The sequence below is a fragment of the Roseococcus microcysteis genome (genome assembly GCF_014764365.1).
In the GTDB taxonomy this organism is placed as follows: domain Bacteria; phylum Pseudomonadota; class Alphaproteobacteria; order Acetobacterales; family Acetobacteraceae; genus Roseococcus; species Roseococcus microcysteis.
In genome coordinates, this window is the sequence record NZ_CP061718.1 from 2756879 (window position 1) to 2783363 (window position 26485).

General features: G+C 71.9%; 29 protein-coding genes and 1 pseudogene. 8 read left to right on the forward strand and 22 right to left on the reverse strand.

The window, feature by feature from the left end:
• The first annotated feature begins 23 nt into the window (after positions 1–23).
• Positions 24–899 carry a DMT family transporter gene (locus ICW72_RS13280; protein WP_191083150.1) on the forward strand — a complete coding sequence of 292 codons (876 nt, stop codon included), beginning with the start codon at positions 24–26 and terminating at the stop codon, positions 897–899.
• Here the strand turns inward: ICW72_RS13280 and ICW72_RS13285 are convergent.
• From ICW72_RS13285 to ICW72_RS13295, 3 genes are read right to left on the reverse strand one after another with little or no spacing between them, the layout of a single operon-like run.
• Positions 872–1228, reverse strand: coding sequence for a DUF952 domain-containing protein (locus ICW72_RS13285; protein ID WP_191083151.1), 357 nt, complete (start codon positions 1226–1228; stop codon positions 872–874). The two genes, ICW72_RS13280 and ICW72_RS13285, sit on opposite strands and share 28 nt — an antisense overlap.
• Before the next feature lie 14 nt (positions 1229–1242).
• Positions 1243–1719, reverse strand: coding sequence for a cell wall hydrolase (locus ICW72_RS13290; protein ID WP_191083152.1), 477 nt, complete (start codon positions 1717–1719; stop codon positions 1243–1245).
• Positions 1716–2024 (reverse strand): hypothetical protein, encoded by a 309-nt coding sequence (locus ICW72_RS13295; protein WP_191083153.1) that lies wholly within the window; start codon positions 2022–2024, stop codon positions 1716–1718. The genes ICW72_RS13290 and ICW72_RS13295 overlap by 4 nt, the downstream gene beginning before the upstream one ends.
• 72 nt (positions 2025–2096) lie before the next feature.
• Here ICW72_RS13295 and ICW72_RS13300 point away from each other — a divergent pair, with 72 nt between their 5' ends.
• Positions 2097–2318: a hypothetical protein gene (locus ICW72_RS13300; protein WP_191083154.1), complete on the forward strand. Its 222-nt coding sequence runs from the start codon at positions 2097–2099 to the stop codon at positions 2316–2318.
• Positions 2319–2369: 51 nt separating this feature from the next.
• Here the strand turns inward: ICW72_RS13300 and terL are convergent, their stop codons facing one another.
• The 12 genes from terL to ICW72_RS13360 form a co-directional block, all read right to left on the reverse strand.
• The gene (gene terL / locus ICW72_RS13305; RefSeq protein ID WP_191083155.1) at positions 2370–3782 is read right to left on the reverse strand and encodes a phage terminase large subunit; all 1413 of its coding nucleotides are present in this window, start codon (positions 3780–3782) and stop codon (positions 2370–2372) included.
• Complete coding sequence (locus ICW72_RS13310) at positions 3766–4074, reverse strand: hypothetical protein (RefSeq protein WP_191083156.1); 309 nt, start codon at positions 4072–4074, stop codon at positions 3766–3768. The genes terL and ICW72_RS13310 overlap by 17 nt, the downstream gene beginning before the upstream one ends.
• Positions 4071–6350, reverse strand: coding sequence for a glycosyl hydrolase family 28-related protein (locus ICW72_RS13315; protein ID WP_191083157.1), 2280 nt, complete (start codon positions 6348–6350; stop codon positions 4071–4073). The genes ICW72_RS13310 and ICW72_RS13315 overlap by 4 nt, the downstream gene beginning before the upstream one ends.
• An 11-nt stretch (positions 6351–6361) precedes the next feature.
• Entirely contained in the window at positions 6362–6811 is a 450-nt protein-coding gene (locus tag ICW72_RS13320) for a hypothetical protein (RefSeq protein WP_191083158.1), read from the reverse strand.
• Positions 6811–8688: a hypothetical protein gene (locus ICW72_RS13325; protein ID WP_191083159.1), complete on the reverse strand. Its 1878-nt coding sequence runs from the start codon at positions 8686–8688 to the stop codon at positions 6811–6813. The genes ICW72_RS13320 and ICW72_RS13325 overlap by 1 nt, the downstream gene beginning before the upstream one ends.
• A 4-nt stretch (positions 8689–8692) precedes the next feature.
• Positions 8693–9262 carry a hypothetical protein gene (locus ICW72_RS13330; protein ID WP_191083160.1) on the reverse strand — a complete coding sequence of 190 codons (570 nt, stop codon included), beginning with the start codon at positions 9260–9262 and terminating at the stop codon, positions 8693–8695.
• 70 nt (positions 9263–9332) lie between these two features.
• On the reverse strand, positions 9333–10172 hold the full coding sequence (locus tag ICW72_RS13335) for a phage capsid protein (RefSeq protein WP_191083161.1): 840 nt from the start codon (positions 10170–10172) through the stop codon (positions 9333–9335).
• Between the two features lie 278 nt (positions 10173–10450).
• Positions 10451–10966 carry a capsid assembly protein gene (locus ICW72_RS13340; RefSeq protein WP_332308918.1) on the reverse strand — a complete coding sequence of 172 codons (516 nt, stop codon included), beginning with the start codon at positions 10964–10966 and terminating at the stop codon, positions 10451–10453.
• A gap of 256 nt (positions 10967–11222) precedes the next feature.
• On the reverse strand, positions 11223–12644 hold the full coding sequence (locus ICW72_RS13345) for a portal protein (protein WP_191083162.1): 1422 nt from the start codon (positions 12642–12644) through the stop codon (positions 11223–11225).
• Between the two features lie 5 nt (positions 12645–12649).
• Entirely contained in the window at positions 12650–12880 is a 231-nt protein-coding gene (locus ICW72_RS13350; RefSeq protein WP_191083163.1) for a hypothetical protein, read from the reverse strand.
• A 150-nt stretch (positions 12881–13030) separates the two neighbouring features.
• A complete protein-coding gene (locus tag ICW72_RS13355) occupies positions 13031–13468 on the reverse strand; it encodes a hypothetical protein (protein WP_191083164.1) in 438 nt (145 codons plus the stop codon).
• Entirely contained in the window at positions 13465–13896 is a 432-nt protein-coding gene (locus ICW72_RS13360) for a hypothetical protein (RefSeq protein ID WP_191083165.1), read from the reverse strand. The genes ICW72_RS13355 and ICW72_RS13360 overlap by 4 nt, the downstream gene beginning before the upstream one ends.
• A gap of 143 nt (positions 13897–14039) precedes the next feature.
• Here ICW72_RS13360 and ICW72_RS13365 point away from each other — a divergent pair, with 143 nt between their 5' ends.
• Positions 14040–14693 (forward strand): S24 family peptidase, encoded by a 654-nt coding sequence (locus ICW72_RS13365; protein ID WP_184382097.1) that lies wholly within the window; start codon positions 14040–14042, stop codon positions 14691–14693.
• 16 nt (positions 14694–14709) lie between these two features.
• On the opposite strand, the gene ICW72_RS13370 is transcribed toward ICW72_RS13365, so the two are convergent.
• Together ICW72_RS13370 and ICW72_RS13375 are read right to left on the reverse strand one after the other, a co-directional pair.
• On the reverse strand, positions 14710–16623 hold the full coding sequence (locus ICW72_RS13370; RefSeq protein WP_223880581.1) for a lysylphosphatidylglycerol synthase domain-containing protein: 1914 nt from the start codon (positions 16621–16623) through the stop codon (positions 14710–14712).
• 10 nt (positions 16624–16633) lie between these two features.
• Positions 16634–18256 (reverse strand): lysine--tRNA ligase, encoded by a 1623-nt coding sequence (locus tag ICW72_RS13375; protein ID WP_191083166.1) that lies wholly within the window; start codon positions 18254–18256, stop codon positions 16634–16636.
• 181 nt (positions 18257–18437) lie between these two features.
• Here ICW72_RS13375 and ICW72_RS13380 point away from each other — a divergent pair, with 181 nt between their 5' ends.
• From ICW72_RS13380 to ICW72_RS13395, 4 genes are all read left to right on the forward strand, one after another.
• Positions 18438–18638, forward strand: coding sequence for a DUF4089 domain-containing protein (locus tag ICW72_RS13380; protein WP_191083167.1), 201 nt, complete (start codon positions 18438–18440; stop codon positions 18636–18638).
• Positions 18635–20020, forward strand: coding sequence for an AtzE family amidohydrolase (locus ICW72_RS13385; protein ID WP_191083168.1), 1386 nt, complete (start codon positions 18635–18637; stop codon positions 20018–20020). Before ICW72_RS13380 ends, ICW72_RS13385 begins: the two co-directional genes overlap by 4 nt.
• Positions 20013–20399: an oxalurate catabolism protein HpxZ gene (gene hpxZ, locus ICW72_RS13390; RefSeq protein WP_191083169.1), complete on the forward strand. Its 387-nt coding sequence runs from the start codon at positions 20013–20015 to the stop codon at positions 20397–20399. The genes ICW72_RS13385 and hpxZ overlap by 8 nt, the downstream gene beginning before the upstream one ends.
• A gap of 83 nt (positions 20400–20482) precedes the next feature.
• Positions 20483–21022, forward strand: a complete 540-nt coding sequence (locus ICW72_RS13395) for a glycine zipper family protein (protein ID WP_191083170.1) — start codon at positions 20483–20485, stop codon at positions 21020–21022.
• A gap of 36 nt (positions 21023–21058) precedes the next feature.
• On the opposite strand, the gene ICW72_RS13400 is transcribed toward ICW72_RS13395, so the two are convergent.
• Complete coding sequence (locus ICW72_RS13400) at positions 21059–22297, reverse strand: RsmB/NOP family class I SAM-dependent RNA methyltransferase (RefSeq protein WP_191083171.1); 1239 nt, start codon at positions 22295–22297, stop codon at positions 21059–21061.
• 147 nt (positions 22298–22444) lie between these two features.
• Between ICW72_RS13400 and ICW72_RS13405 the strand changes: the two genes are divergently transcribed.
• The gene (locus ICW72_RS13405) at positions 22445–23050 is read left to right on the forward strand and encodes a DedA family protein (RefSeq protein ID WP_191083172.1); all 606 of its coding nucleotides are present in this window, start codon (positions 22445–22447) and stop codon (positions 23048–23050) included.
• On the opposite strand, the gene ICW72_RS13410 is transcribed toward ICW72_RS13405, so the two are convergent.
• The 4 genes and pseudogenes from ICW72_RS13410 to ICW72_RS13425 form a co-directional block, all read right to left on the reverse strand.
• Complete coding sequence (locus ICW72_RS13410) at positions 23020–23925, reverse strand: metal ABC transporter permease (RefSeq protein WP_191083173.1); 906 nt, start codon at positions 23923–23925, stop codon at positions 23020–23022. The genes ICW72_RS13405 and ICW72_RS13410 overlap by 31 nt on opposite strands.
• 112 nt (positions 23926–24037) lie before the next feature.
• Positions 24038–24760, reverse strand: a pseudogene (locus ICW72_RS21345) (metal ABC transporter permease); the annotation flags it as partial.
• Positions 24757–25497: a metal ABC transporter ATP-binding protein gene (locus tag ICW72_RS13420; protein ID WP_191083174.1), complete on the reverse strand. Its 741-nt coding sequence runs from the start codon at positions 25495–25497 to the stop codon at positions 24757–24759. The gene ICW72_RS13420 and the pseudogene ICW72_RS21345, both read right to left, overlap by 4 nt.
• Positions 25494–26447 (reverse strand): metal ABC transporter solute-binding protein, Zn/Mn family, encoded by a 954-nt coding sequence (locus ICW72_RS13425; RefSeq protein WP_191083175.1) that lies wholly within the window; start codon positions 26445–26447, stop codon positions 25494–25496. Before ICW72_RS13425 ends, ICW72_RS13420 begins: the two co-directional genes overlap by 4 nt.
• Positions 26448–26485 lie beyond the last annotated feature (38 nt).

Here is a 26485-nt window from a genome sequence, read left to right on the forward strand (position 1 = left end):
AACGGGATGTGAAGGGGCCGGTCATGCTCATGACCGGGATCGCGATGTTCGGCGTGCTCGACGCCAACAGCAAGATCCTGTCGGCGGAGTACAGCGCGGCCCAGGCCATCTTCCTGCGCCATGTCACCCTGCTGGTGCTGCTGCTGGGGCTGCGCGCGATGTGGCGCGAGGCGGGCGGGTCGCTGACCACGCGCCACCCCATGCTGCACGGGCTGCGGGCGGTGGCCATGCTGTTCTCGGGCCTGCTGTTCTTCCTGGCCTTCCGGCATCTGCCCCTGGCGCTGGGGTATCTGGTCTTCTTCACCGCCCCCTTCCTGACGCTGGTCATGGCGGCGCTTTTCCTGCGCGAGGAGGTGCCGCGCGCCGCCTGGATCTGGTCCGGCGTGGGGTTCGGCGGCGTCATCATCGCGCTGGTGCCGCAGATCGGCGGCGGGGCAAGCCTGCTCGGGCTGGGCTACGCGCTGCTGGGCACGATCTGCTATGCCACCAACATCACCATCAACCGCGGGCTGCGCGCCGAGGCCGGCCTCGCGCGGCTGATCTTCTGGCCCTCGCTGCTCGGGCTGCTGGCCATGGCGCCCTTCGCCTATTCCACCTGGGTGCCGCCCGATGTCGAGGGCTGGGCGCGGCTGACGGTGAATGGCGTGATCGCGGGTTCGGCCACGCTGCTGCTGGCGCTGGCCTTCCGCCATGCCTCGCCGGCGCGGTTGGCGCCCTTCGAGTTCATCGCCCTGCCCTGGTCCGTGGTGCTGGACTATGTGGTGTTCGGCAACACGCCGGGGCTGGCGGTCATCCTGGGCGGGGCCGTGGTGGTGCTCGCCTGCCTGATGAGCGAACGCGCGGTGATCGCGGCCGCGCGAAGGCCATCACGTCAGGGCACATCTTCCGGGAAGGCGTGAACACCGTCCGCGCCCAACGGCACGTGCACCGCGCGCCGCACGGCGGACAGCGGCAGGGCGGCATAGAGATGCGGGAACAGGCCGGGGCGGGAGCTGCCCGAGGCCGGCTCCCAGCGCAGCGCCTCGCCCAGGGGCGCGCATTCAGCCTCGATCATCCAGAGATCCGCCTCGCCGGCGCGGTGCTTGGCGGCGGTGGCACGCAACTGCGCCGCTGTGGAGAAATGCAGAAAGCCGTCGCGGCGGTCATCGGCGCTGCCGCGGTATTCGCCCAGGGCCTGCGCCGCGCGCCAGTCGTCGCCGCGGATGAGGGTGTAGATGAAGCGTTCCATGTGGGGCGCGTAGCTCAATCCGCTTCCAGGTAGAAGCACAGCCCGCCCGTCGCCAGGCGCGGCACGCGGCCCATGGCCCAGCGCGGAAGCCGTTCCTCGGCATGCCACAGCACCGCGCCGCCCGTCGCGTCCGGCAGGGTGCCGGCCATGGCGCGGCGGGCGATGCGGCGGCAGACGGCCAGGGCCGGGTCCGCCTCGGGCTGGGCCAGGAAGCGGGCATGGTCCGGGTGGCGCGGGTGGCGCGTGGGGAACTGGAAGGGCGCGCGCAGCACCGCCAGCAGGGCGCGGGCGGTGCTGGAGGGGTGCTCACCCCCCGCATAGCGCGCGGCGGCCTCCGGGCAGGCCAGGGCAAGCCGTGCGCGGGTCAGCGCCAGGGCGGCCAGCGCCTCGATGGCGCGCGCCGGACGCCCGCCGGCCTCGGCGTAGAGGATGCGGGCCAGCAGCGCCTCGGCGGCCTCGGTCGCGGTCATGGCGGCGGGGGCGGCGCTCATCGGCCGAAGCCCCCGTCGCGGCGCAGGTCCTCCAGCTTTTCCTCGATGCGCAGCAATTGTTCGCTCAGCCGCTGGTCCACGTCGCGGATGAGGGAGAGGGGCACATAGGTGCGCGCCACCTCCAGCTTGAAATCGGTCAGTTCCTGGCGGGTGCGGGCCAGGCCGTCCATCTCGCGCCGGTCGCCATGCTCGATCCGCTGGTCCAGGTCGCGCTTGATGCCCAGGACCAGCCAGAGCAGCAGGATGGAGACCGGCGCCTCGGCCAGGCGAAGCAGCATGTGCGGCTCCAGTTCGAGGATGTTCATGACATCTCCTTGCGGTGGGCGCGGGGCCGCCCCACAACGGGGCGGACCCCGGAGAGGGGGTATGGAGGGGCGATGTGGAACGAGCCGTATCTCGAGACCTGCTGCCGCTCGGCCCTGCACCGGCTGACGCTGGTGCGGCAGCATGGCCGCCCGCCCGGCCTGGCGGACGAGCCCTGCCTGCGGCGGCTTTCCACGATGGGGCTGGCCGAGCTGGGGCCTGACGGGCGCTTCGCGATCACGCCCGCGGGGCGGGAGCGCCATGCGAGTGAGATCCTGAAGAAGGCGCCGGCTTAGTTTGAGCGGCTGATTCACCGCTCCGGCGTTCCCGCCTTCGCGGATCAGGCGCTAACCCCGCCAACTCGGCCCGCGCGGCTGCGGCGGCAGGGCCGGCATCCGGACCGGTTCGGCCAGGATGGCGCCGGCCACGGCGTCCAGCGCGTCGTCGCGCGCCCCCTTCGCGTCGGGGCGCCATTCCGCCATCTCGCGCGCGAAGGCGGAGGTCATCACGCCTTCATGCGCATAGAGGCGCCGGGCCGCCAGCAGCGGGTCGAAGGCGGCCAGGATGCGCTCCGCCTTGGGGCGGTGGCTGGCATGTTCCAGCACCTGGCAGGCGGCCCCGGCGCGCGCCATCTCGCGCTTGAGCAGGGCGGGCAGGAAGCGGCCCAGCCCGTTGGTCTCGACGCGCACCACGGGCAGGTGCAGGTCCCGCGCGAGGGCGGCCACCTGGCGGCATTGCTGCGTGGCGGGGTCGTCGGCGGCGTCGGCGCGCTGCGTGATCCACTCCACGCGGTGGATGAAGTGGTGGTTCTCCCCATCCATGTAGGTGGCGGCGAGCACGGAGCCATCGCCGCCCTTCTCGCGCCCGAAGGCGGGGTCCCAGAAGCCGCCGCCCGAGACCATGCGCCGCCCGAGCAGCCAGAGCTGCGGGCGGCCCTGCGCCTCGACATATTCCGTCTGCTCCGCGTAGCGCAGCAGCAGCGCGGGATCGAGCCGCGCGGCCGCGGCGGGCACGGGTTGCAGCAGCATCTGCCGGGCGAAGTGCATGGGGCCGACGCGCCGGCGGATGGCGGCGATGGCGGGCTCCGAGAAACGCTCGGGCCAGGCGCTGCGGCCCTCGGCGTCCAGGATGGGCACCTCCAGCCGCGCATAACCGCGCAGGAAGTCGTCGCCGGGGCGGTAGAGGCTCTCCTCCGTGTGCGGCGTGCCGACGTAGAGGATGGCGCCGCCCGGTGTCAGGATGAACTCCGTCTCCGCCAGGCGCTCGCGCAGTTCGTGGCGCTTGCCGGGCGTGTCGCAATTGCCCGGCACCTCCACGTCGTCGCAGATGATGAGGTCCGCGCGCGCGCCGGTGATGTTGCCCTGCAGCCCCTGCGCGAACATCGAGGGGTCGCGCAGCGCCGAACGGCGGGCCACGGTGAAGCGGTCGGTCGCCCAGGCCTCGCCATCCTCCGGCAGCAGCGGACGGCAGAGCGGGTGGCGCTCCAGCACGCGGCGCACATGCGCCACCATGCGCGCGGCGAGCGACTGTTCGGCCGCCAGCACCATGATCCGCAGCTCCGGATTGCGATACAGCGACCAGGCGCAGAGCAGCCCCACCAGCGTGGACTTCCCGCAGCCACGGAAGGCCATCAGCAGCATGCGGTTCGACGGCCGGTCCTCCAGCCAAAGCAGGATGCGGCGGTGCAGGGCGGGCGTCCTCAGCTCCTGGGCGCGGTTCCACATCCAGGTGAATTCCAGCAGGTCAGCCGGCTTCTCCATCGCGTGCAGTGTCCTCCCCCGTGTCACTGTCCTGGTCCATCTGGTGGCGGGCTTCGTGCAGCAGGTTCTCGGTGTCGGCCTCCGTCGTCTCGGCGGGTGTGTCGGCGAGCTTGATGATCTGCTCGATATGCGACAGCGCGGTCTTGGCGGCGGCGTGGCGCGCGGCGAAGGATTTGGCGTCCTCGGGTTCGTCCGGGCGGGGCGAGCGAAGGAAATTGAGGTAGTCCGCCGTCACCTCGGCCACCGCATCCTCCAGCCGCACCGGCATGGAGGGCTTGCGACGACGCCTCACGATTTCACCGCGCGCACCCGCACCGTGCCCGCATTCAGCGTGACGCTGCCGCCGGAGCGGTTCCACATGGTCACCGTCACCACATCCTGCGCGCCGATCTGCGCGAGGAAGACGATGGCAGAGGTAGAGAGGCTGTAGGCCGCCTGCGCGAAATCCCCGGGCCGCGCGCCCGGCACCGGCACGTTCACCTGCGCCGTGCTGCCGGCGGCGAGGGTGACGCCTTCATAGCCCTGTTCCGCGCGCAGCTCCCGCGCGCCGTGCGGCAGGCCGGGCAGGCCGTAGAGCAGCGCCGGTGCCTGCGACGGGTCGCAGGCCAGGCGCATGGCGCGCACCTCGTAGTCCACCCCGATGCGCGCGACGCCGATGATGGCATAGCCAACGGAGGGTTGGAGCCGCACGACCTGCAGCCGCGTCAAATTCGCATCGTTCATGTCGGCCGAGCCCTGCCACCAGCGCGCGGTGGCGTTCCACGCGAGCGATTGGCCGGAGGCGCGCACCAAAGGCCCGTTGACGTCGGTCAGCAGATTCATGGACGCGTCGAAGCACTGGATGACGAGGCGCGGGTTGTCACCGTCCACCGCCAGTGCGAATTCCTTCGTGCGCCGCGCATCCACGACGAAGCCCAGGCCGCGCCCGCCTTGCAGCGTGACACCCTCCGCCCCCAGCGCATAGGCGTCGAGGCCCGGGAAGGCGAACTGCGCCAGCGTGGTGGGCGTGCCGCCGACATTGGAGGAGAGGCAGGCCAGGCGGTCGAAGCCCGTCTGCGTGGCCGTCCAGCGGAAGGCGGCGGCGCGCAGGCTGGGCACCGAGGCGACCTCGCGCGTGAATTCCCGGTGCGCGGCCGCCTGGTGCAGCGCGCGCACCACGCCGCCCACGCGTGTCGCGCCCGGCGCGTAGTCGATGTCCAGCTGGTAGGCCTGGCTGGCCCAGGCCACCTCGTAGACATGGTCCTGCGCGGAACTGGTGTGGCGGCCCGCGAAGGGCGAGCAGCCCTCCATCCGCATCCCATAGGCGAGCACGGCGCGGCTGCTGACGGTGGAGAGGAAGGGCACGCCCAGGATGGGCCGGTTCGCGGCCTGGAGCTCGAAGTTCGGGCCGAAGAACACATGCCGGTTGTGCGCGACATAGGCGCCCGGCTCCGCCGAGAAGCGCACGCCGAAGCGGTCCTTGTCCGGATAGAGCGAGGAGGCGATGGCGAAGTGCCCGCCGAAATAGCGCACCGAGGTGTTCCACGCCGCGGCCGTGACGGTGTGCGCGTCCAGCCCGATCTTGTTGTTCACGATGCGCCCGAGGAAGAGCTGGCTGTCCTCGAAGCCGCGTTCCACCCCCTGGGTGCGGATGCCGATGGTGAAGCCTTCCACCAGGCGCACCTCCACCGTGCTGGCGTCGAGGTTGCGCAGCAGGATGCCGATGTCGCCCTCGTTCTCCCAGTCGCTGATGGTGGCGCGCAGCACGCGCAGCCCCTCGTAGAGCTTGGTGGCGTTGCGCGTGGCCGCGCCGTCGCCCAGCGTCAGCGCCGGCTGACCGGAGGGCCCGGCATAGATGATGCTGCCCTGCATGGTCAGGCCCACGGCGGGGCCAGGCAGCACCAGCGGCATGGTGGTGCGGAAGCTGCCCTCGCCGATGACGAGGTGGCGCGAGGCCGCGGCGGCCGCGTTCATCGCCGCCTGCAATGCGGGGCCGTCATCGGTCACGCCATCGCCCGTCGCGCCGAAGTCGCGCGCGGAGAGCGTCTCGGCCAGCTTGTCCTCCACGCTGCGCGGCACGGCCTGCGGGAAGACGGCCGAGATGGTGCCGGTGCGCGGAAAGGCGGTGACATTGCCCAGCGCGTCGAAGCCCAGCAGGCGCTCGGCGCGCGCGGCACGGGGCGGCAGGACGAGACCCGTCGGCGTCTCATCCAAGGCCACGCGCAGGCCGGAGCCCACCTCGTCGCGCACCTCCTGCAGGCCGGCCACCTGGCGGTCCAGCTCGTCATTGAGCGTGACCGCGCGCAGCAGCCCGTTGGGCTGGAAGTCCGTCGTGCGCTCGATGGCGATGCGCCGGACGAGGGCGATGCGCGTGCCCGTGACGGGCGGGGTGGCGAAGACCACCGTGCCGCCCTCGGAGGCACCCGCGCCCTGCACGGCGAAACCGGAGGCGAGCTGGATGCCGTCGGCCAGCACACGGAGGTTCTGCGCGGCGAAGATGGGGAAGGGGTAGGTGAAGGCGGTCTGCACCCCATCCGCCACGTAATGCACGCGCGGCGCGATGTCGCCGATGCGGATATGCTCTGACATGACGTGGCTCCTCAATCGAGCAGGCTGCGGACGGAATTCCCGAAGCTGGGCAATGCGCGCAGCAGCGAGGAGACCGTGGTCAACGAGCCATCGGGGTTGAGCAGGGACGCGCGGCCCGAGGCGAGCCGCGCGCGGAAGAGTTCATCGCTGTCCCGCTGGCCGGCGGCGGCATCGGCGCGCAGCCCCGCCTGCACGGCGGCGGCGGAACCGTCATCCGCCGACAATCCGCCGGCGGCGAGGCGCGCGCGGGTGGAGGCCAGGGTGCGCGCCAGCCTCTCGCCGCGCAGCCTGGCCTCGGCCTGCTGCTGGAGCTGAAGCTGTTCCTGGCGTGCGGCCTCGGCCTGCTGCTGGATCTCCACCTGCGCGCGCTGCTGGGCGCGCGACTGGGCCGCCTGCTGCTGCTGCGCGTAGACGCCGAAGCCGGTCGAGGCGAGGGTCGCGAGGGGGGCTAGGGCGGCCATCAGGCGTTCGTCCTCATGTCGGTGGTGACGGAGAGCAGGGTGAAGGCCAGCGGCGCATCGCCCGTGATGCGCCACAGCGGCCGCAGCGCGTCGCGCGACCAGCCGAGTGCGGCGATGCGTGCATCGCCCGTGAAACGCGGCGGCGGCGCATCGAGCAGCGGCGTGTCGAAGCGACGGAATGGCACGGGCTTGGGCCCGCGCCCGAGGTCGAGCTGGAGCGATTGCGTGTCCAGAAGCCGGAAGCCCACACCCACCAGCCGCAGCGGGATGGCGGCGCCGATGGCGTTGCCGAGGTCGGGCGGCAGCGGCTCCACCTCATGCGCGTAGCGCAGGCCGATCTGCACCGAGGCGGCGCCAGGGTTGATGGTGACGGCGCCACCCGAGACCAGCGCGTCCTCGCGCGGGGCGCCTTCGGCCAGCACGCCGGCCACCTGGCCGGAGAGATGGCCAAGTCCCGTCCAGACCGTCAGCGGCACGTTGCTCACGCCTTCCAGCGCGGCATCCAGCATCAGCGCGTTGTCGAAGCGCTCCAGGCGCAGCGTGCCGTCGCGCTCCACCAGGCAGAAGACGCGGCCTTCAACTTCGGCCACGGCGCGGAAGGCACCTTGCGTCTCCTGCCGCGTCCAGGCCGTCACCTGCTCCGCGCGGAACAGGGTGAGCGTGGCGAGCGAGCCATCCTCCATCGCCACATGCAGCAGGCGGTGCGCCTGGTCATAGGCCATGGCGACGGGCTGCTGGATGAGGTGCGCGGCCACCAGCGCGAGGTCATTCGCCTGATAGGCCTGCTGCACGTCGGTATAGGCGAATTCGTGGATGGCGCGGCCGCTGCGCGCGGCGAAGATGGTGCTGCCATCCACATCGACCGGCTGGATGATGCGCGTGGCGCTGCTGCCGATGCGCGTCTGCCGGTTGAGCTGGATGGAGGAGGGCGTCAGCGGATCACCCGTCACCATCCATTCGCCGCCCGTGGTGAAGACCTGCAGGTGGCGGCCCGAGAAGACGGCGCGGATGGCGTTCACCTGGTCGGAGACCAAGCCGAATTCGATGCCCTCGTCGTCCAGGCCGCCGCCGCGGTCGAAGTTGAAGATCTGCCCGGAGCGCGAGAGCCACAGCCGGTTCGGCAGGTCCCGCGAGCCGCCGATGACCAGCCGGTCCTGGTGGAAGCAGCAGGTGACGGGCCAGCCGCGCACGGGGCTGAAGGCCGCTTCCTCCCAATCGGCGCTGGCATTGGTGTCGGGCAGCGCCTCGGCCGGGTTCCACGTGACCTGCGAGGGGTTGGGCACCGCCACGACCGTGCCCGCCTGGCCACGGAAGCGCAGCGTGGTGCCGAGATGCCCCGCCTCGAAGACCGGCGCCGAGGCGGAGAGCGTGACCAGCCCCGAGACGGCGCTCGGCGCCAGGGTGATGCCCGGCGGCGCGAAGCGGAAGCCCGGAATGGCCACCCACTCCCAGCCTGACACGAGCCAGCTGGTGTGGCTGGTGCGCGTGACGCGCTGCGGCGGCATGTCGGGGTGGCAGACCAGCAGCGTGTCGGCCGATTGCGTGAAGCCGAGCTGCGGCAGCATCGCCCCGGTCCAGGGGCCCGTGCCCTGCGCGACCATCACGTCGCCGAGATAGACCTGGAATTCCTGGTGCAGCAGCACCAGCAGATAGGCCTGCTCCGTGTTGAACTCGAAGGCGACAAGGCGGGCGGGGCCGGGCAGTGTCGCCACATGGCGCAGCCCGGGGCGGCGCGTGATGCCGCCGGTGGGCTGGATGAAGACGTTACGCAGGCGCTTGGCGCCATTGGCATAGGCGCGCAGATCGGCGCGGCCCAGCATCTCGGGCGAGAGCTCGCCCGCGGTGAAGTTGGTCTTGACCTGTCGCAGCTCGGCCATCGTGTCACCCCCGCGCCTGGATCAGCGGGAAGCCCTGGATGGCGCGCGGCGTGGCCTGCTGGCTGTCGGCGCGGCGGGCCTGGCGCAGCTCCGTCTCGGCCTGGCCGAACAGCATCTGGGCGCGCGTGGTGCTCTCGGTCAGCGGGATGCAGAACTCCGCCGAGAGGCGGGCCACCAGGGCGGCGGCGAAGAATCCGGGGAAGGCGCTCTCCGCGGGGCGGAAGATGTAGGTCAGCGTCACCTGCTCGGCGTCGCAATGCAGGCGGTCTTCCAGCAGGCGGTATTCGAGGCCCCGCCCGCTGCCCGGCGCCCCGGCCGAGAGCGCGCGCAGGAAGCCCGTGGGGAGCTGGAAGGCATACCGGAAATCCGCCGTGGGCGTGGCCGAGAGGCGCGGCAGGGTGGATTGGCCGGTGGCGAAGCTCCAGGGATGGGAGGAGAGCAGCGCGTCGCGCACGCCCTCATAGAGGCCGGCCGCGACCTCGGCCTCGCCCGTGCCTTCGTCGAAGCTGGCGATGGTCTGCGCGCCCAGGCGCAGCAGGGCGCGCGAGCAGAGTTCGAGGGCGGTCAGCGCCATCGCGTGTCACTCCGTTGACGTGGGGGGGTGCCGCCGGCCCGTGCGGGGCCGGCAGCGATTCAGCCTTGGATCAGGCGACTTCGCGGCAGCGCATGCGCACCACGCCGCTGTCGTCCACCAGCACGGCGCCCTGGCTCATCATGCTGTTCACGAAATGCGCGGCACGGTCGCCATGCCAGGTCACGTCGGTGACGATCTCCTGCGCCGAGGCGTGGGCCACGCTGGTGCGGTGGTAGAAGTAGCAGAAGCGCAGCTCACCCACCTGGGTCAGGCCGCTGTGCGGGATCCAGGTGGCGCCCAGCCAGCGTTTGGCCTGGCTGCCCTTCCAGGGCAGGTCGTCCTCGCCCACGAAGGCGGAGTTGGCGAATTCGCTGATGGTCAGCAGCTCGCTCCACTGCTTCCAGCCGACGATGGCATAGCGCTGGCCGTCATCGGGCACATCGGCCTCGCCCATCATCTCGAAGGCCAGCAGGATCTTGCTGCGCGTCAGCCCGTCATTGTCCGTCTGGCCGGACTGCGTGCCGACGGCCTCCTGCGTGGCGCTGTCCAGCGCCGAGATGATCAGCTCATCCGTCTTGCGGCCGAGCGCATAGGCGCCGGCATTGGCCAGCACCTGCAGCTCATTGATGTTGGTCTTGAGGTCGTCGAGCTTGTCGATCCACTCGCCCGCATAGTGGTCCTGCAGGAAGCACTCGACGGCGGAGTAGGTGAGGTTCATCACCGGCACCACGCCGTTGCGCGACTTGGACGTGGCGACGCCGCGGCCCACGCGCTGGAACACCGTGCTGGCGCCCTTCACGTTGGACTTGCTGCGCACGGTGGGGCGCAGCTTGCTGCCCTGGCGCTGGTAGGCCTCATGCACCTCGGCCTCGAACTGCTTGATGAAGGCCTGGTCGATGGACTGGGTCACAGGGTTTCTCCTGTCGGGAATGGCGGGAAGGGCGTGGCGCGTGTTGGCCTCGGGGGGCACGCGGGCACGCCCGCGCCACGCGCGTCCGCCGGGATTCCGGGCACACGTTCTGCGCGGCGAAAGGGGTGCGCCCGCCGCGGCGCATGGGCGCGCGGCGGGCGCGGGCCGCCCGCGCTCACCCCATGAGGGGAGCTGCGGGCGGCCAAGGGCGGGGCGGTGCCGGGGGGGGTCAGCCCCGTGGGGGGCGGCACGCGGCCCCGCCGTTCCGGCGTCGTGAATCAGCCGCCCACCAGGCGGCGGAAGCCCTCGGAGACGCGCTTCACGATCTCCGGCTCGCGCGAGCGCCAGTAGCGCGGGTCGCGCATCATCCGGCGCAGCTCGCCCTCATCCTCGGCGGCGGGCGGCTCGGCGTCGCGGGCCATCTGCGGCTCCTTGCCCTGCATCATGCGCTCCAGCGCCATGACACCCTCCTCGGTGGTGGAGAGCGCCTCGAAGACCGGCGCGGGGAGGTTGGCGCGGCCCCAGGCGGAAAGCTGCGCGGCCACGCGGCGGAAGCGCTCCGGGCCGCCATAGCGCGCGTGCAGCTTCTCCAGCTGGCGCTGCGCCTCGAACTGCTGCGCGGCCTCGGCGATCAGCGGCAGCAGGCGTTCGGCCGCCAGGTCATAGACCAGCTGCACCTGCGCGCGGGAGAAGCCCGCCTCATAGAGGCGCCGGTTCACCTCGATATCGGGCGAGGTGAGTTCGTGGCGGATCTGGATCTCGTAGAGGTCCGGCGCGTCGGGGATGTCATGCACCTCGCGCCAGCGGCGAATGTCCTCTGGGTCCGCATCGGGGCCGGGGGGGCGAGGCGCTGGGACAGGCGGCGCTCCAGTTCGCGGTAGCTCTTCAGCAGCGCGTCCACGCGCAGCTCGCCGCGCTCGGGGTCCCAGAATTTCTCGGGGATTTCGTCCGGGCGGGACCTGGTGCCCGAGGAGGGGGCGCCCGAGGAGGGGGCATTGGCGGCGGGGGCCGAGATGGCGGCGTCCAGCAGGCTGTCTTGCATGGCGGGCTTCACTCCACGGGGGTCGGGATGAGGATTTCGGCGGGGGCGCCCAGCGTGCGCGCCAGCCAGCGCGCGGCGGCGGCGGCGTCCACCTGCTCGCGCGCCTCATTGCCCATCTTCGAGATGGCCTCGAGGAAGAGCAGCGTGTTCGCCGCATCGGCGCGGCCCTGCACGCGGGCCAGCGGGCTTTCATAGCGCAGCGCCACGCGGCCATTGTCGAGCAGCACGGGCGGCACCTCGCCGCGTCGCGCCAGGATGGAGAGGCAGCGCGCCACCAGCGGCGTCAGCAATTCCGACTGCAGGCGGCCATAGGTGGCGCCGAGCAGGCGGGAGGTCTCGGCGCTGCGTTCCAGCACCTCGGTCGCCGTCATGCGGGCATCGCGCGGGTTGCCAAGGCGGTCCACCAGCAAGGCCTGGCGGATGCGGGCCCGCAGGTCGTTCAGCATGAGCTGCGACACGTCGAAATTGCCGGGTGCGGCGAGCGGCGTGAGGCCCGCACTGCCCGGCGCGCGCGGGATGATGGCGCCGGGCACCAACTGCACGGTGGCGGGGTTCAGCACCCCGTCATCCTCCGCCTGCCAGATGCCCGTGACGGCGATGGAGGCGTTCTTCAGCACCAGTTCCACCACGCGGTTGGCGGTGCGGATGTCGGGCAGCGCCTTCACCACGGGGCCGCGGCCATAGACCTCGCCTGGCGCCTTGAGCCAGCGGAAGGCGATGTAGGGCGGATCGCTGAAGCCGCCCTGGGCCAGCAGCGTGGCGTCGCTGCCCGTGCCGGGGTCCAGCACGGCGGCGTAGCGGTGGCCGAAGCGATCGGGCCACACCGCCTCCACGACGCGCAGCGGCGGGTGGCTCTCGCCATCCTTGATGCGTTCCAGCGCGGGGGGCAGTTCCGCGAAGGGGAAGCGGCGGCGGATTTCGGCGAGCGTCAGCGCGCTTTCGCGATAGACGCGGTCGAGCCGGCCGGAGGGACCCTCCTCCAGCACCGCGTGGCGCACCGGCACGGCGGTGAAGCGCAGGGCCGAGGTCTCGCCCGGGGGCGCTTCCTCCACCAGCAGCACGCCGGTGCCGGTGATGACCAGGTCGAGGAAGGCCTGGTGCATCTCGACCGCGAAGTTGGAGCGGTCGAGATGCGATTGCAGCACGGCGGCCGTGCCTTCCAGCGCATAGGCGGCGGCCTGGCCGGCGGGGGTGTCGGCCATATCGCGCGCGGGGGCGAGGCCGAACCAGCGCGACCAGGGCGGCGTCAGCTCCGCCAGCAGCGAGGCCGCGAGCTGTTCCGTCGCGTCGGCGGCGGTGGCGTCATAGAGGGCGGTGGCCTCATGCGGCTTGGGCAGCACATGGGCGTAGGCATCGGTCCAGATGGCTTCCAGGGTGCGGCGCTGGTTCTGCGCCTCACGCTGGCGGTCGAGGATGTCGCGGGGGGTCATGGCTGTCACTCGCCCAGCAGGGATTTGCGCGTGACCGCGAGCGGCAGCGGCGCCAACACCCCGCGGGCGGAGGTGGCGATGGTGCCCGACAATCCCTGCCGTGCGCGCTGCCGTGCCTCGATGCGCGCCTGCTCGGCCGCGGCGTCGGCGATGGCGGGGCTGACCGGCTCCGGGGCGGGCGGGGGCGTGGGCGCGGGCACCACGATGGGCCTTGGGGCACGGAACAAGCCTCCCATGCGCGCGGTTCTCCTGTCGGTCTGGGGTGGGACGCTCCCGACCACCCGCGCGAAAAAGAACGGCGGGCCATCCGGGGGGATGGCCCGCCGCAAGGCGGGGGAGGAGGGAGGGATGCCCGCGGACGCAATTCGCCCGTTGGCCTGGTCTCTCTAGCGGGCCGAAATGTCGTTCGTCAAGTATTTTTTCCTATTTTGATCGCGAGACGAAAGCGCCCGATACAACCCATAGGGGGTCCAGGCGAAGGGCGCATGTGGTCCCAGCACGGCCCGGCACACCGAGACGCAGTTCAGCGGCAGGGGCCCGCGGACGGGCCCGAGCGTGGTGTCATCGAGCGGAAACGGCCCCACCGGAACCATCCCGGCGCGACGATAGAAGGCTGGTGCGTCAAAGCCGGACGGCACGTCCAGACGTGCCAGCAAGAGCCGCCCGGTCAGCGCCTCCAGCACCATCCAGCCCTGCGCGTCCTCGATGGCCGCGAAGCAGTGGCGAAAGCCCGGCCGCAGCCAGCGTTGCCAGGCATGGTCGGCGCGGCCGGCGAAGATGATCCAGGCGCGCTGCTGGATGTGGCGCCGATGCGCGGGCTTCACGGGCGGAGCGGCGCGAAGGGCAGCACCTCCGCCGCCTCCTCCAGGCGCGGCGTGCCGGCCACGATCCCTTTGAGGCGCAATGGGAATTCCAGTCGCGACAGGGCTTCGCGCCAGAGCCGCGCATCGCCGCGCTCATTCGCGTGGCGGGGGCTGGGGGGCATGCCGCGCTCGCCCCAGATGCGGAGGATGCGCGCGTGGCACAGCTCGATGCGTCGCTGGCGATAGAGGCGGTCCAGGCATTTCACCACATCATCCGGGTCACAGGGCCGCAGCGCCGCGCCCTTGCCGGCGCTGATGCGCGCGCCGTCGCGCCGCGCGGTCAAGGCGGCCATGGTCCAGAACCAGGCCTCCTCCGCGGAGCGGAAGGGCTCGGCCTTGGCGAGGCTGGCGAAAACGGGGGAATGCCCTGGACGGGGGGAAGCGGACATCAGCGACACATCCTTCTTGGAGGGAGGCTTGGGGAAGCGTGCATTGCCGGCGGGCGTGCACACTCACGGTTGTGACTCACCTCCCTAGCAGAAAGCAAGATTTTCCTATTGCATCCGGACCAGCGACCTAACATGTTTTGCATATGCGACACGATGACATCTGGCGGGCGCTCGATTCGCTCGCCGCCGAGAACGGGCTCTCGCCCTCGGGGCTCGCGCGTCGCGCAGGGCTCGACCCGACGGCCTTCAACCCCTCCAAGCGGGTGGGGCCGGATGGGCGGGCCCGATGGCCCTCCACGGAAAGCATCGCCAAGGTGCTGGCCGCCACGGGGGCAGGAATAGAGGCCTTCTCCAGCCTCGTCTCCGGCAGCGCCACCCTGCCCAGCCAGTCACGCGGGGGGCGGGGCGTGGTGCGCCGCGTGCCGCTGATCGGCCTCGCCCAGGCGGGCAGCGAGGGCTATTTCGACGATGGCGGCTTCCCGGTGGGCGGCAGCTGGGACGAGATCAGCCTGCCCGAGATCGGCGACCCCAACGCCTATGCGCTGGAGATCTCGGGCGATTCCATGTCCCCGGTGTTCCGCGACGGGGATGTGGTCATCGTCTCGCCCGCGGCCCCCATCCGGCGTGGCGACCGCGTGGTGCTGCGAACCCGCGCGGGTGAGGTGATGGCGAAGGAACTGCGCCGCCAAAGCGCCAAGCGCATCGAGGTGGCAAGCCTGAATCCCGCCCACCCCGATTACAGCTTCGACCTGCAGGACGTGGCCTGGATGCACCGCATCCTCTGGAGCAGCCAGTAGCCGGCAGGCGCGCCATTCAGGCGGCCTGCACCACCTCCAGATCGCGCTGCGCATCGCAGGCCAGGTAGCGGCCGGGACGCTTGGCATCGGGCAAGGTTTGCAGGCCCGTATCCGCGTAGACGCGCAGATTCTCGGGGCCGATGTCCACGAAGGCCGGGCGCGCGCCATTCCGCTCGCACAGATCACGGAAGCGCCAGATGGCGGAGACGGCATCCCGCGCCTCGCCCGCCGGGTCTCCATGCGCGATCCAGACGGGGCCATGCCGGCTGAAGGCGAGACCCGCGCGCTCGGCCTCGCCCCAGAGCACCGCATCGGCGGTGGCGGGCGGGCGGGCGCCGAAGGTGGCGAGGCGTTGCCGTGCCTCGGTGCTCCAGGCCAGCGCTTCGATCCGCGCCGGGCGCAGAAGCTGCACCATGCCGGCCAGCAGCAGCACGGCGGTGATCCCGACCGTGAAGCGCAGCTGCGGTGTGGCGTCTTCCATCAGGACGATCTGCCACCAGCTCTCACCCTGGAGCTGGCCGGCATTGGCCAGCAGCGCCAAGGTGAGGCCGCAGATGGATGTGGCGGCCAGCGGCAGCAGGATTTCGTTGGACAGCGGCTCCCGCCGCAGCCGACTGCCGCGATAGAAGGCCGAGCGCATGGTGGCGAGCAGCACGGCCACCACCAGGAAGATGCCCCAGGTCCACCAGGCCTCCTCGCGCAGCCAGCCGATCAGCGCGCCGTTCAGCAGCAGGATCAGCCCGCCCCACCAGGCGATGGCCAGCCGCCGCGCCAGGCCGAAGGCCATGACGATCAGCAGCGAGCCCACGACCGAGGCCGCGAATTGCGACGCCACCGCCGCCTCATACCCCGCCCATTCCTTCAGCACCGTGACCGAGAGCGGCAGGCCGCCCATGAAGATCAGCAGCGCGCCGCAGATCGCGACCAGCCCCGTCAGCGCCGGCACCTCCAGCGGCATGGCGCCGCGGCCGATGGCGCCGAAGCGCGACAGCCAGTCGCTGCGCTGCGTCACCTCGAAGCCCGCGAAGAGCCCGCCCGCGATGAAGAGGGGCACGATGTAGTAGTAGAGGCGGAACACCAGCAGCGCCCCCACCACCTCGGCCGCGCCCATATAGGGCGCGAGGCCCAGCAGGATGGCGCCGTCGAAGACGCCGAGGCCCCCTGGCACATTGGCCGCGATGCCCGCCGCATAGGCCGCGAGGTAGATGCCCACGAAGAGCAGGAAGGTGAGGCCCGGGGCGTCGGGCAGCAGCACGTAGAAGATGGCGGCCGTCACCGCCACGTCCACCGTGGCCAGCGCCGTCTGCACCATGGCCATGCGCACGCCCGGCAGGTCCACCCTATGGCCGAAGACGCGGATGGTGCGGCGGAACTTGCTCAGCAGCACATAGCCCAGCACCAAGGCGAAGAGCGGCACGGAGAGCAGTTGCAAGCCCCAGCGCGGCATGTGCTCGCCCGCCCAGGGCAGCACCTCCGGCTCGAACAGCAGCACCATGCCGCCCAGCGCCATGCCGCCCAGCCCGAAGGTGAGCGAGGTAAATCCGATGATCTTGCCGATCTCGATGGGCGAATAGCCCCAGGCCGAATAGAGCCGATAGCGCACCGCGGCCCCGGACACCGCCGCGAAGCCGATATTGTGCGCGAGCGAATAGCCGCAGAAGGAAGCCAGCAGCGCCCGAGGCCAGGAGGAGGGTCGCCCCGCATAGCGTGCCCCCAGCCAGTCATAGACGGTCAGCACGCCATAGGCCGCGACTGTCAGCCCCGCCGCGGCCAGCAGGCCGGACATGGGCAGCGCCGCCAGCGCGGCGCGCACATCCGCCATCGAGAGGTTGCGGAATTCGCGCTGCACCACCCAGATGGCGCCCACCAGCACCACCAGCCCGAAGACGGTGGCGCCATGGCGGCGCACGAAGGGCCACAAGGTCTTCACGGCAGGCGGGTCAAGCGGGCGCGGCCTCACGGGCCAGGGCCGTCTCGATCAGGGCGCAGGTCTCGTCCACGCCCATGATGGCGACGGTGCCGCCGAAGCGCGGTCCCTCGCTCTTGCCCAGAAGCACCTCGTAGAGCGCCTGGAACCAGGCGCGGCCGACGCCGAGCGAGCCGTCCTTCTTGTTCACCACCGCGAAGGGCTCACGCCTGCCCGCGTCATAGACGGCGTTCTGGATGGCGGCCTCCCGCTCCGGCCCGGCGGGCAGGGCGTCGAACTCGGCGCGCCGCTCGCGCAGCAGGCGGACCAGTTCGCGCATCGCCACGGCCTCCTCGGGCGTGGCGGGGCGGAAGTGGCGCTTCGGCGCCACCCAGTCGCGCCAATAGGCGCAGGCGTTGCGGACCAGGCGGTCCAGCATGGGCTCATGCTCCGGCGCGGCGTCCGGATAGTATTTGCGGATGAAGGCCCAGAGCCGCGCGGGGTCGTCGGTGTTGGCGATGCCCGCCAGGTTCAGCAGCGTGGCGTAGGAGATGGGCGGCAGTTTTTCGTTGGGCGCCACGCCGCCATGGATGTGCCAGGCGGGGTTCGCGGGGTCGCGTTCGGCGCGCAGCTTCTCCATGCCCGCCATCCAGTCATCCACGGCGCGGGGAATCACTTCCTTGTGCAGGCGCTTGGCACTTCCGGGCGAGCCGAACATGAAGAAGGCGAGGCTCTCAGGCGGGCCGTATTCCAGCCATTGCTCGATGGTCAGGCCATTGCCCTTGCTCTTGCTGATCTTCTGGCCGTTCTCGTCGTTGAACAGCTCGTAGGTGAAGGTGACGGGCGGCTCACCGCCCAGCACGCGGCAGATGGCCGAACTCAGCCGCACGCTGTCGATCAGGTCCTTGCCGGACATCTCGTAGTCCACCCCCAGCGCGTACCAGCGCAGCGCCCAGTCGGCCTTCCACTGCGCCTTGCAGGCGCCGCCGGTGACGGGCGTCTCGAAGCGTTCGCCGCTGTCGGGGTCGGTCCAGACGATGGTGCCCGCTTCGGGCCGCGTTTCTTCCACGGGCACCTGCATGACGATGCTGGTGCGGGGATGGATGGGCAGGAAGGGCGAATAGGTGGCGCGGCGTTCCGCGCCCAGCGTGGGCAGGATCACCTGCCGGACTTCCTCATGCAGGGAGAGCATCCGCAGCAGCGCCGCGTCGAAGCGGCCCGAGGCGTAGTAGTCGGTGGAGGAGGCGAACTCGTATGCGAAGCCGAAGGCGTCCAGGAAGGCGCGCAGCCTTGCGTTGTTGTGCGCGCCAAAGCTGGGGTGGGTGCCGAAGGGGTCGGGGATGCGCGTCAGCGGCTGGCCGAGATGCTTCGCCAGCATCTCCTTGTTGGGAACATTGTCCGGCACCTTCCGCAGCCCGTCCATGTCGTCGCTGAAGGCGATGAGGCGGGTGGGCAGGCCGGTCATGGCCTCGAAGGCACGGCGGACCCAGGTGGTGCGGGCCACCTCGCCGAAGGTGCCGATATGGGGCAGGCCGGAGGGGCCATAGCCCGTCTCCAGCAGCGCCTCACGTTTGCCGGCGGCGGCCAGGCGGTCGGCGAGCTTCGCCGCCTCCTCGAAGGGCCAGGCGCGGACGGAACGAAGGGCAGGGTCGGACATGGGCCTTGGGATGGCAGGGGGCGCGGCGCCGGTCAATGCGGAAGGGGCGGGCTTTGCACAATCCCGCGCCACCTTGCCGAGCAGGGGCGCAGACAGCGCATATCACGTGGCGATGCTCCCTGCCCGCCCCCTTGGCGCGGCGGCGCCTCCCGGCGGAAACAGATGGGCTGGAGGTGCCCCCATGCCGGAATTCGACCCCGAAGCCTATGCCCGCCAGGCCGCGGCCGCGGTGGGGCTGCCGCTGCACGAGAAGCACCTGCCCGGGGTGGTGATGAACCTCGCCCTGGCGGCGCGCATGGCGGGGCTGGTGGCGCAGATGCCCCTGACCCCGGCTGATGAGGCCGCGCCGGTCTTCAACGCTGGCCGGACCCCGCCCAAGTGAGCGCGGCCGCCCTCGCCGCCGAGATCCGCGCCGGCCGGCGCCGCGCGGCGGAGGTGGTGGAGGCGCATCTGGCCGACATCGCCGCCCGCGACGCGCGCTTCAACGCCTTCACGGAAGTCACCGCCGCCCGCGCCCGCGCCGAGGCCGAAGCGGTGGATGCGGCCGTGGCGGCGGGGCGCGACCCCGGCCCCCTGGCCGGCGTTCCGGTCGCGGTGAAGAACCTGTTCGACCTCGAGGGCGTGGTGACGCTGGCCGGCGCCAAGATCGAGCGCGACAGCCCCCCCGCCCGCGCCGACGCCTTCCTGGTGCGGAAGCTGCGCGAAGCGGGCGCCGTGATGCTCGGCGCGCTGAACATGGACGAATACGCCTATGGCTTCACCACCGAGAACGCCCATTTCGGCCCCTGCCACAATCCGCACGACCTGGCGCGCATCGCCGGCGGCTCCTCGGGCGGGAGTGCTGCGGCGGTGGCGGCGGGGCTGGTGCCGATCACATTGGGCAGCGACACCAATGGCTCCATCCGGGTGCCTTCCTCGCTCTGCGGCATCTGGGGGCTGAAACCCACCTATGGGCGGCTGTCGCGCCGGGGCGCCTTCCTGTTCGTGGGCGCGCTGGACCATCTGGGGCCCTTTGCCCGCGACGTGGCGGACCTCGCCCTGGCCTACAACGCCCTGCAGGGCGACGACGCGGAGGACCACGCCCAGGCCTGGCGTGGTGTCGAGCCCGTGTCGCTGGAAGGCGCCGCCGACCTCCGCATCGGCCTCCTCGACGACCACTTCGCCCGCAACGGCCACGCCGAGGCCTTCGCGGCGGTGGAGGCGGTGGCCCGCGCGCTGGGCGCCACCCACCGCGTGACGCTGCCCGATGCCGCGATCGGCCGGGCGGCCGCCTTCCTCATCACCATGGCGGAGGGGGCGAATTTGCATCTGCCCAACCTCCGCACCCGGCCCGATGATTTCGACCCCGGCACGCGCGACCGCTTCCTGGCCGGCGCGCTGCTCCCCGCCACCTGGGTGCAGCAGGCGCAGCGCGCGCGGGCGGCCTATCGGGCGAAGGCGTTGGCGCTGTTCGAGGAGTTCGACGTGCTGATCGCCCCCTCCACCCCCTATGTGGCGCCCCCCATCGGCCAGGAGATGATCGAGGTGGACGGCCAGATGATCCCGGTGCGGCCCAATCTCGGCGTCTACACCCAGCCCATCTCCTGCATCGGCCTGCCGGTCATCGCGGCGCCGGTCGCTGGCGTGCCCACGCCGGGCAACCTGCCCATCGGCGTGCAGTTGATCGGCGCCCCCTGGGCCGAGGACAAGCTGTTCCGCCTGGCCGCGCATCTGGAACGCATCGGCGCCTGCCGCGCCCCCAATCCGAGGGACACCCATGCCTGAAATCAACAACCCCGAGACCCTGGCCGAGCTGACGGCCGCCTTCCGCCGCTACGAGGTGGCGCTGACCACCAATGACGTGGCCGTGCTGGACGAACTCTTCTGGGTCAGCCCCCACACCGTCCGCTACGGGCCAACCGAGAACCTGCACGGCCATGCCGAGATCGCGGCCTTCCGCGCCGCCCGCCCCGGCCCCTTCGGCCGCGAGCTGCTGCGGACGGTGCTGACCACCTATGGGCGCGACTTCGGCACCGCCAACACGACCTTCCGCCGCGAGGGCAGCAACCAGGTCGGCCGCCAGTCGCAAAGCTGGGTGCGGATGCCGGAGGGTTGGCGCGTGGTCGCCGCCCATGTCTCGCTGCTGCCGCCCGGCGTGGGGTGATGAGCGCGGGGGAAGTGTAACGAACCCTGGCATTGGCCGTGGGTGGCGCCCAAATCCCGTCCGCAAGGAATTGGGAGAAGCATATGGGCAGGAAAGGCATCGTGGCCTGCGCCGTGGCCGCCTTCGGGCTGGGGGCTTGCGCCATCCCGCCCCCCAGCGGGCCGAGCATCACGGCGCTGCCGCCCGCGGGGAAGGATTTCGCGCAGTTCCAGCGCGAGGATTTCGCCTGCCAGCAGACCGCCTTCCACGCCATCGGCGGCGGCGGGCCGCAGGTGGCGGCGAACCAGGCGGCGGTGGGTTCGGCCGTGGTCGGCACGGCGCTGGGCGCCACGGCGGGCGCGCTGCTGGGCGCGGCCAGCGGCAATGCTGGCGCGGGCGCGGCGGTGGGCGCGGGGGTGGGGCTTCTGGGCGGCTCGGCCGTCGGCGCCAGCCAGGCCCAGGCGGGCGGCATGGGCCTGCAACGGCGCTATGATGTGGTCTACGCCCAATGCATGGCGGCCGCCGGCAACACCATCCAGGAGCCGCGCGCCGTGGTCACGGTGGTCGAGCCCGTGCCCTACTACTATGGCCCCCCGCGGTGGCGCGGCTATTACGGCTATGGCGGTGGCGTGTGGGTGTGGTGAGGAAGCCTTGCTGACCGGCTGATCCACTGCCCCGGATCAGCCGCTAACCCTGGCCAGCCGCATGACGAAGAACCCGTCCATCCCGCCCTCCGGCCCCTGATCGGGCCGGGTGCGCAGCGCGCCTTGGGGCGTGAGGCAGCCCTCCAGCCCGGGCAATTCCTCGCGGCGGATGGGGTCCAGGCGCATCCCCTCGGGCAGGGCGGCCAGATGCGCCTCGCCCTCCTCGGCCTGGAGCGAGCAGGTGGCGAACACCATCCGCCCGCCCGGCCGCAGCATCCGCGCGGCGGCGTGCAGCAGGCGGCGCTGTTCCTGCGCCAGCTTCGCCACATCCTTGGGGCGGCGCAGATGCGGCAGGTCGGGATGGCGGCGTATGGTGCCGGTGGCGGTGCAGGGGGCGTCCAGCAGCACGGCGTCCAGCGGTGCCGCGGGCTGCCAGCGGGCGGCGTCCTCGCAGACCAGTTCGGGGGCGATGCGAAGCCGCAGCATGTTCTCGCGCAGGCGCCCCATGCGGGCGCTGTCGCGCTCCACCGCCACCACGCGGGCGCCGGTCAGGGCCAGTTGCGCCGTCTTGCCGCCGGGGGCGGCGCAGAGATCGGCCACATATTCGCCCTCGCGCGCGGCCAGCAGCCGGGCCGGCAGGGCGGCCGCCAGGTCCTGCGCCCAGAAATCGCCCTCCGCGAAGCCGGGCAGTTCGGTGATGCGCGTGCCGGCGGGCAGGCGGGCGGTGCCGGTGGGCAGCAGGGTGGCGCCCTCGGGCGCGGCGGCGCCGGGGCGCAGGCTGAGGTCGAGCGGCGCCTCCTCCCGATGCGCGGCGGCGATGGCGCGCACCGCCTCGCCATGGGCGGCGTGCCAGCCGGCCCAGAGCCAGGGGGGCGTGTCCAGCCTTTCGGCGTCCAGCCCCTCCAGCGCGGCGGGCCCGGCCTCGGCCAGGCGGCGCAGCACGGCGTTGACCAGTCCGGCCAGCGGGCGCGGGGCCAGCGACACCGCCGAGGCCACAGCCGCATGCGGCGGCGTGCCCAGCAGCAGCAGTTCAGCGGCACCGATGCGCAGCGCGCGCAGAGCGGGGGCCGGGGGCGCGCGGCGCAGCCAGGGCTCCATGGCTGCGTCCAGGCTGCCCAGGCGGCGCAGCACGGCGGCGGCGATGCGGTGACCGGCGGCCTTGTCGCGCGGGTCCATGGGGGGCACGCCGTCCAGCGCCTCCTCCAGGGGGCGCTGGGCCTCCAGGACGGTTTCCAGCAGATGGGCGGCGGCGCGGCGGGCGGGTGAAGCGGACATCGGCCGGTTTATGGCCGCCCTGCCCCGCCCGTGCTAGAGCATGATGCGTTGAGGCGGAATCGCCGAAAACGCTGAATCATCCTCTCAGAAAGGTAGGCCAGGCGGCGTGAGCACAAGCGAACGCCGCATGGCCTGGACGCCGAGCCCATGGTGGACCTGATCACGGAATGGGTATCGGCGGCGGGCTATGCCGGCGTGCTGGCGCTCATGTTCCTGGAGAACCTGTTTCCGCCCCTGCCCTCGGAACTCATCATGCCCTTCGCGGGCTTCGCCGCCGCGCGCGGGGAATTGTCGCTGACCGGCGTCGTCATCGCGGGCGTGGCCGGCACCGTACTGGGGAATGCGCTCTGGTTCGAGCTGGCCCGCGCCTTCGGCGCCGAACGCGCCAAGCGCTTCTGCGAGCGCTTCGGCCGCTATGCCGGGGTGACGCGCGAGGATTTGGATGCCGCCGAATCCGCGCTGCGCCGCTGGGGGCCCATGGCGGTCTTCATCGGGCGGATGATGCCGGGCATCCGCACCCTGATCTCCGTCCCCGCCGGGCTGATCGAGATGCCGCGCCCGGTCTTCTACGCCTGGACGCTGGCCGGCACCTTCCTCTGGGTCGGTGGCCTGGCCTTGCTGGGCTACATGCTGGAGGACGCCTACACCCGCATCGAGGAAAGCATCGGCGGGGCAGGGAAAATCTTCGTGGGCGTGGGCGCGCTGCTGCTGGTGTTCTACGGCTACAGGGCCTGGAAGCGCCGGCGCCGCTGAAGGGCGACGGCCACCGTCAGCCCCGCCAGCGTCCCGATCAGCCCCGCGGCACTCAGCGCGAAATCCAGCCCCAGCGCGGCCGGCAGCGGCCCGGCCAGCAGCACGCCCGCCGCCCCCAGCCCGGCGCCCAGCGCGGCCCCGCCCCAGACCTGCACGGCGTAGCGGTCGGTCATCAGCCGCAGGGCGGCGGCGGGGCAGACCAGCAGCGCGATGACGAGGATGCTCCCCACCGCCTCGAAGGCGGCGACCGCGGCGGCGGCGATCATCAGGTTCAGCAGGATTTCCCAGCGCCCCACGCGCAGCCCCAGGCTGCGGGCGAAATCCGGGTCGAAGCAGAGCAGCTTCAAGGGCCGCCAGAAACCCGCCACGAAGAGGCAGGCCGCCAGCGCCACGCCGGCCAGCAGGCCCAGTTGCCGTGGCAGGCCGGTCAGCGCCACCGGGTCCAGCAACGAGGCCAACCCCGCTGCCTCCAGCCAGACCAGCGTTTCCAGCTGGCCGAACAGCACGCAATCAATGTCGAGGTCGGCGTTGCGGGCGCCCGTCACCTCCAGCAGCACAAGGCCCAGGGCGAAGAAGCCGGTGAAGACCAGGCCCGTGGCCGCTCCCGCCTCCAGCCGTGCCGCGCGCCGGATCCAGGTGATGGCGAGGGTGGCCAGCAGCGCCGCCCCCAGCGCGCCCAGCAGCATGGGCCAGGCGCTGCGCAGCCCGGTCAGCGCGAAGCCGACCACGATGCCGGGCAGCACGGCGTGGGAGAGGGCATCGCCCAGCAGGCTCTCCCGCCGCAGCACCAGGAAGCTGCCCAGGAGGCCGCAGGTGCCCCCGGCCAGCATGGCGGCCAGCAGCGCCGCGAAGTCGAGGCGGAGGAAATCCGTCATGCGCGCCGCAGCCGCGAAAAACCCAGGGCGCCCGCAAACAACACCAGCCCCCCAGCACCACCGCCGCCCCGGTCGGGATGCTGGCGAAGCGGGTGGAGACTAGCGCGCCCCCCGCCCCCGCGATGGCGCCGAACAGCGCGGCCAAGGCCAGCATGCCCGGCAGGCGCGCCGCCAGCAGCCGGGCGGCGGCGGCCGGCACCACCAGCAGCGCCACCACCAGCACCAGCCCCACCGCCGGCAGGCCGGCCACGCAGACCGCCAGCAGCAGGCCCAGCAAGGTGAGATCGAGCGCCCGCACGGGCAGGCCCTGGGCGCGGGCGAAGGCTTCGTCGAAGCAAAGGGCGCGCAGCGGCTGGAACAGCGCCACGGCCACGGCCACGCAGCCCAGCGCCAGGGCACCGGCCAGCATGGCGTCGCTTTCGGTCAGGGTCGCGGCCTGGCCCAGGATGAAGCTGGACAGCCCGGCCTGGGCCACGCCCGGCAAGGTCTGGGCGATGGAAAGCCCCACCGTGCCCAGCGCGTAGAAGGAAGAGAGCACCACCGCGATGGCCGCATCCGGCCGGATGCGGACCGAATCCGTCAGCCGCCGCAGCGCGAGCAGCCCCAGCCACCCGGTCAGCGCCGCGCCCAGCAGCAGGGGCGCCAGCGCCCGGCTCTCGCCGCCCAGCAGCGAGACGATCATCGCCGCCAGCACCACCCCCGGCAGGGCGGAATGGCCAATGGCATCCGCCAGCAAAGCGCGGCCGCGCAGCAGGGCGAAGCTGCCCACCACGCCCGCCGCCACCCCAAGTGCGGCGCAGCCCAGCAGCACGACCAGCGTGTTGTGTCCGATCACGCCGCCGCCTCGGTGGGGGCGCGGCCGGGCAGGCCGCCGAAGGCGCGGGCGATGGCGGGTTCGGTGAAGGCCTCGGCCACGGGGCCGGCGCTGACCACCCGCCCGGCCAGGATCAGCACCTGGTCGAAATGCGCCTGCACCAGGGAAAGGTCATGATGCACCATCAGCACCGACTTCCCGGCCCGCACCAGCCCATGCAGCACGGCGAGGATGGTCTGCTCCGTCACCACGTCCACGGCGGCGAGCGGTTCGTCCATCAGGAAGAGGTCCGCCTCCTGCGCCAGGGCCCGGGCCAGGAACACCCGCTGCTGCTGCCCGCCCGAAAGCCGGCCGATCTGCCGGTCGGCGAAATCCGCCATGCCGACGGCGGCGAGCGCGGCGCGGGCGGCCTCGCGCTCGGCGCGCGGCAGGCGGCCGAACCAGCGGGTGCGCGGCAGCCGCGCCATGGCCACCACGTCCAGCGCACTGGCCGGGAAATCCCAGTCCACGCTGGCGCGCTGCGGCAGGTAGGCGAGGCGCGGCCGCGCCTGCTCCAGCGGCAGGCCGAAGAAGCGCACCTGGCCCTCGGCGGCCGGGATCAGCCCCAGCGCGGCCTTGAGCAGGGTGGATTTTCCCGCGCCATTGGGGCCGAGGATGGCCGTCAGGCCTGGGGCCGCCGTCCAGTTCACGCCGGTCAGCGCGGGCCGCTCGCCATAGCGGACGGTCAGGCCGGTGATGTCGAGTGGCGGGGCGCTCACAGCCGGTTGTTCAGGCCGCGTGGCGGCGGATTGCCCCCCAGCGCGCGCGCGATGGTGGTGATGTTGTGGTCCATCATGCCCTCATAGGTGCCGGTATAGGTGCCTGGGCGTCCCATCGAGTCGGAATACAAAACGCCGCCCATGGCAAGACGCTGCCCGCGCGCGCCCGCGCCCTCGATCAGCGCGCGCACGGCGCGGTCCGGCACGGAGCTTTCGGCGAAGACGGCGGGGATGCGGCGTTCCACGATCAGGCGGACCATGGCCTCGATGTTGGCGAGGCTGGCCTCCGCCTCGGTAGAGAGACCCTGGATGCTCTCGACCTCCAGCTCGTAGCGGGCGCCGAAATAGGCGAAGGCGTCATGCGCCGTCAGCAGCACGCGGGAGGCGGCGGGGATGGGGGCCAGCGCCTCGCGCGCATAGGCGTCGAGGCGGGCGAGCCGCAGCCGCGTGGCCTCGACACCGCGGCTGAAATCCTCGCCGGGGCGCAGCCGCGCCAGGGTGCGGGCCACGGCGGGCGCGCATTCGGCCCAGAGCGTCGGGTCCATCCAGACATGCGGGTCCGCGGCGTCGGGGTAATCGTCATTGGGACGGAGGCGCTCACGGGGCAGGGTCTCGGCCACGGCCAGGATGGGGCGGCCCTGGCTCGCGGCGCGTTCCAGCACCTCGGTCATGCGGCCTTCCAGGCGGTGGCCGTTGTAGAAGACGGCATCGGCCCGCAGCAGCCGGGCCACGTCGTTGCGCGTGGGGCGGAAGAGATGCGGGTCCACGCCCTCGCCGATCAAGGTTTCGATGTTGAAGCCCTCGCCCGCCACGCCGCGCACCAGGTCGGCCACCATTCCGGTGGTGGCGAGCAGGGTGGGCCGGGGGCCGCGCTGGGCCAGGGCGGGGCTGGCGAGCAGCGTGCCGGCGGCAAGCAGCGCCCTGCGCCCAATAGCTGCATAGCTGTTCATGTCTTCATTTATCCGTTTAAAATCAATCCATTAGTGAT